Source organism: Streptomyces sp. LS1784 (genome assembly GCF_020103755.1).
GTDB lineage: Bacteria > Actinomycetota > Actinomycetes > Streptomycetales > Streptomycetaceae > Kitasatospora.
Map to the genome: position 1 here is coordinate 1 of NZ_JAHSQD010000861.1, position 2,422 is coordinate 2,422.

At 74.0% G+C, this 2,422-nt stretch carries 2 protein-coding genes and 1 pseudogene; 1 reads left to right on the forward strand and 2 read right to left on the reverse strand.

Features of this window, described 5'->3' with window-relative positions; translation table 11 throughout:
- Positions 1-238: pseudogene (locus tag KS423_RS43485) on the forward strand (hypothetical protein); the annotation flags it as partial.
- Between the two features lie 62 nt (positions 239-300).
- Here the strand turns inward: KS423_RS43485 and KS423_RS43490 are convergent.
- Both KS423_RS43490 and KS423_RS43495 read right to left on the reverse strand, forming a co-directional pair.
- Positions 301-1,368, reverse strand: a complete 1,068-nt coding sequence (locus KS423_RS43490; RefSeq protein ID WP_224285213.1) for a serine protease — start codon at positions 1,366-1,368, stop codon at positions 301-303.
- A 130-nt stretch (positions 1,369-1,498) separates the two neighbouring features.
- Positions 1,499-2,422 (reverse strand): LpqB family beta-propeller domain-containing protein (locus KS423_RS43495; RefSeq protein ID WP_224285214.1); only part of this gene is annotated, 924 nt, incomplete at its 5' end.

The window sequence follows — 2,422 nt, forward strand, 5'->3', positions numbered from 1 at the left end:
CCCCAACGCCCGGCGGCGGGCGAGCGCCGAGGACCCCGCCGACGAGCTGACCTCGGCCGCCGTCCGGGGTGCGGCGCGCGGCGGCGCGGGCGCGGTGGTCGGGTTCGGCGACTACGAGTACGCGGTCACCGAGACCCGGGTGCTGTTCCGCTTCCTCGACGTGGTCGAGTTCCTGCCGCACGAGTCGGCCGACGAACACCTGGCCGAGCTGCGCGCCGAGTTGGCGAAGACCTCGTAGGGCCCGCCGGCCCGGCCGGCGGGAAGTGCCGACCGGGCCGGGCCGAGCCGGGGCGTCGGGGGTCAGACCGCTCGGGTCTGCGCCCAGTCGTAGAGGCGGTGGGCGCCGTCCCCGAGGCGGGTGGCGTACAGCGTGCCGGCCGGGCCGCCCGCGAGCTCCTCGGTGGTGGTGGTGACGCCGACCACCGTGCCGGTCCCGGTGCCCGGGTCGAACCGGGCGAAGTGGGGGCCGCCGCTGGCCCCGTGCGACATGTCGCAGGTCTCGCCCCACAGCAGCGGGGCCTTGGGCCCCGGTCGGGCCGGTCCGGCGCAGTGGATCATGCGCGAACCGGTGTACCGGCCGCCGGGGTTGTTCAGCCGGTCCTTGGGATACCCGAAGGCGTGCACGAACTCGCCCTCGGCGGGCGGGGTGAACGCGATCTGCTGGCTGCCGGTGACGTCCGCGATCCGCCGCCCCCCGGCTGAACGGTTCGCCACCAGGACGCCGGTGTCGTGACCGGCCGCGGCGACCGCGTCCGAGGTGGTCCCGGCCGGATCGGCGTCCCAGCGGGAGGAGGTGGCCATGGTCCTGATGCTGAACCCGCCGAGCGGCTTGGTCCCGTTGCGGTAGCCGGGCACGAAGTAGAGGTTGTGGTTCCAGGTGTCGTCGGCCGTGGGGGCCCCGACACCCCGCAGGCAGTGCGCCGCCGTGATGACGGTGCTGCGGTTGGCGCTGTTGACGACGGTCGCGGTGCAACTGCCGTCGTAGCCGTCGGAGAAGGTGAAGAAGAGCCGCCCGACGCTCCGGTTCACCGCTCCGCCGTGGGTCCACACGGCCCCGGGGTCGGGGGTGTCCGCGGGCAGCGGCCGCGGGTCGTCGGGCGTGTTGTCGTCCTCGGGGACGGGCGTGATCTCGGGGACCAGGGCGCCCGCCAGCCTCATCCGGTCGGGCGTCCAGTAGGCGTCGATCCGGTCGCGCTCCTGCGCGGTGGTGGTGCCGGAGTGCGTCGTGACGGTTTCCCGTTCCGCGGCGAGGGCCGTGCTCGGCAGCAGCACCGCCGCCGTGGTCGCGCTCAGCAGGAGGGCGCCCGCGGCGGCGAGCCTGCGGGGCAGTGTGCGGTCGGTGGCCTTCGTTCCAGGTGTCTTGGGCATGTGCGGCACCGTAGGCGCGGCACGTCAGGCTTCCGTGTGGAGCGGGTTTCGGTCCGCCGTCGAAAGGATCAGGTTCCGGTAACGGCGTTTCGGCCTCGTATCGGTGACCGCCACTGCGGTTGACCTGCCGTCAGGGGCGGTAGGACGGCAGGCCCTTGATGGTGGAGACCTGGGCCGGTGCGGCCGATCCGTCGGCGGGAAGGGTGCTGATGCCGTCCGGGGTGCGGACCGCGATGGTCCTGCCGTCGGGGGACCAGGCGGGTTCGGTGTAGTCGGTGGTGGCCGACGGGGTGAGGTCCCTCTCGGCCGTCTGGTCGATCTGCGTGGAGCGGGTGAACAGGTGGTCGTGCCCGTTCACCGAGCGGACGAAGACGACGTGCTCGCCGTCCGGGGCGAGGGCCGGCTGCGAGCCCTTGCCCAGGTCCCGGGTCACGGGACGGATGTAGTCGTCGTACAGGTACACCTCGTTGGCCGGGGTGTTGGCGTAGACGATCTCGCCCCGGTGGCCGCCCGCGTTGGCCCAGGTGTTGCCGGTCTGCGGCGGCTGCGGCAGCGGATCGCCGCCGCCCTCGGAGATGCGCGGGGTGAGCACCTCGGGGGTGGCGCCGGGGGACTTGGTGAGGACCTTCGCCAGCTGCAGCGTGCCGCTCTTCTCGGAGGTGAAGACGATGGCGGCGTACCGCTCCAGCGCCTCGGCGCCGGCGGTGACGCTCGGGTCGGCGGTGGCGTGCTGCCAGGTCGGGTGGGACCAGGTCTCGCCACCGGGGTTCCTGGCGAGGACGACCTTGCCGCTGCCGTCCGGGTTGGCGGTCATCAGGTCGCCGTTGCCGTTGACGAAGGCGGCCTTCTTGCCGTCGGGGGACCAGGCCAGGTCGCGGACGACGGTGCCGAAGTCGACGGTGGCGCCGTTCAGCGCGACGGTGCTGGTGCCGGTGGAGATGGTCAGGTGGTTGGCGGCCGAGGTGCCGTTGACCACCTTGCCGCCGGGCGCGGCACTGCCGGAGGGGGCGGGAGCGCCGGGCGCGGTCGTCCCCGGCGCCGCCGCCCCGGGGGC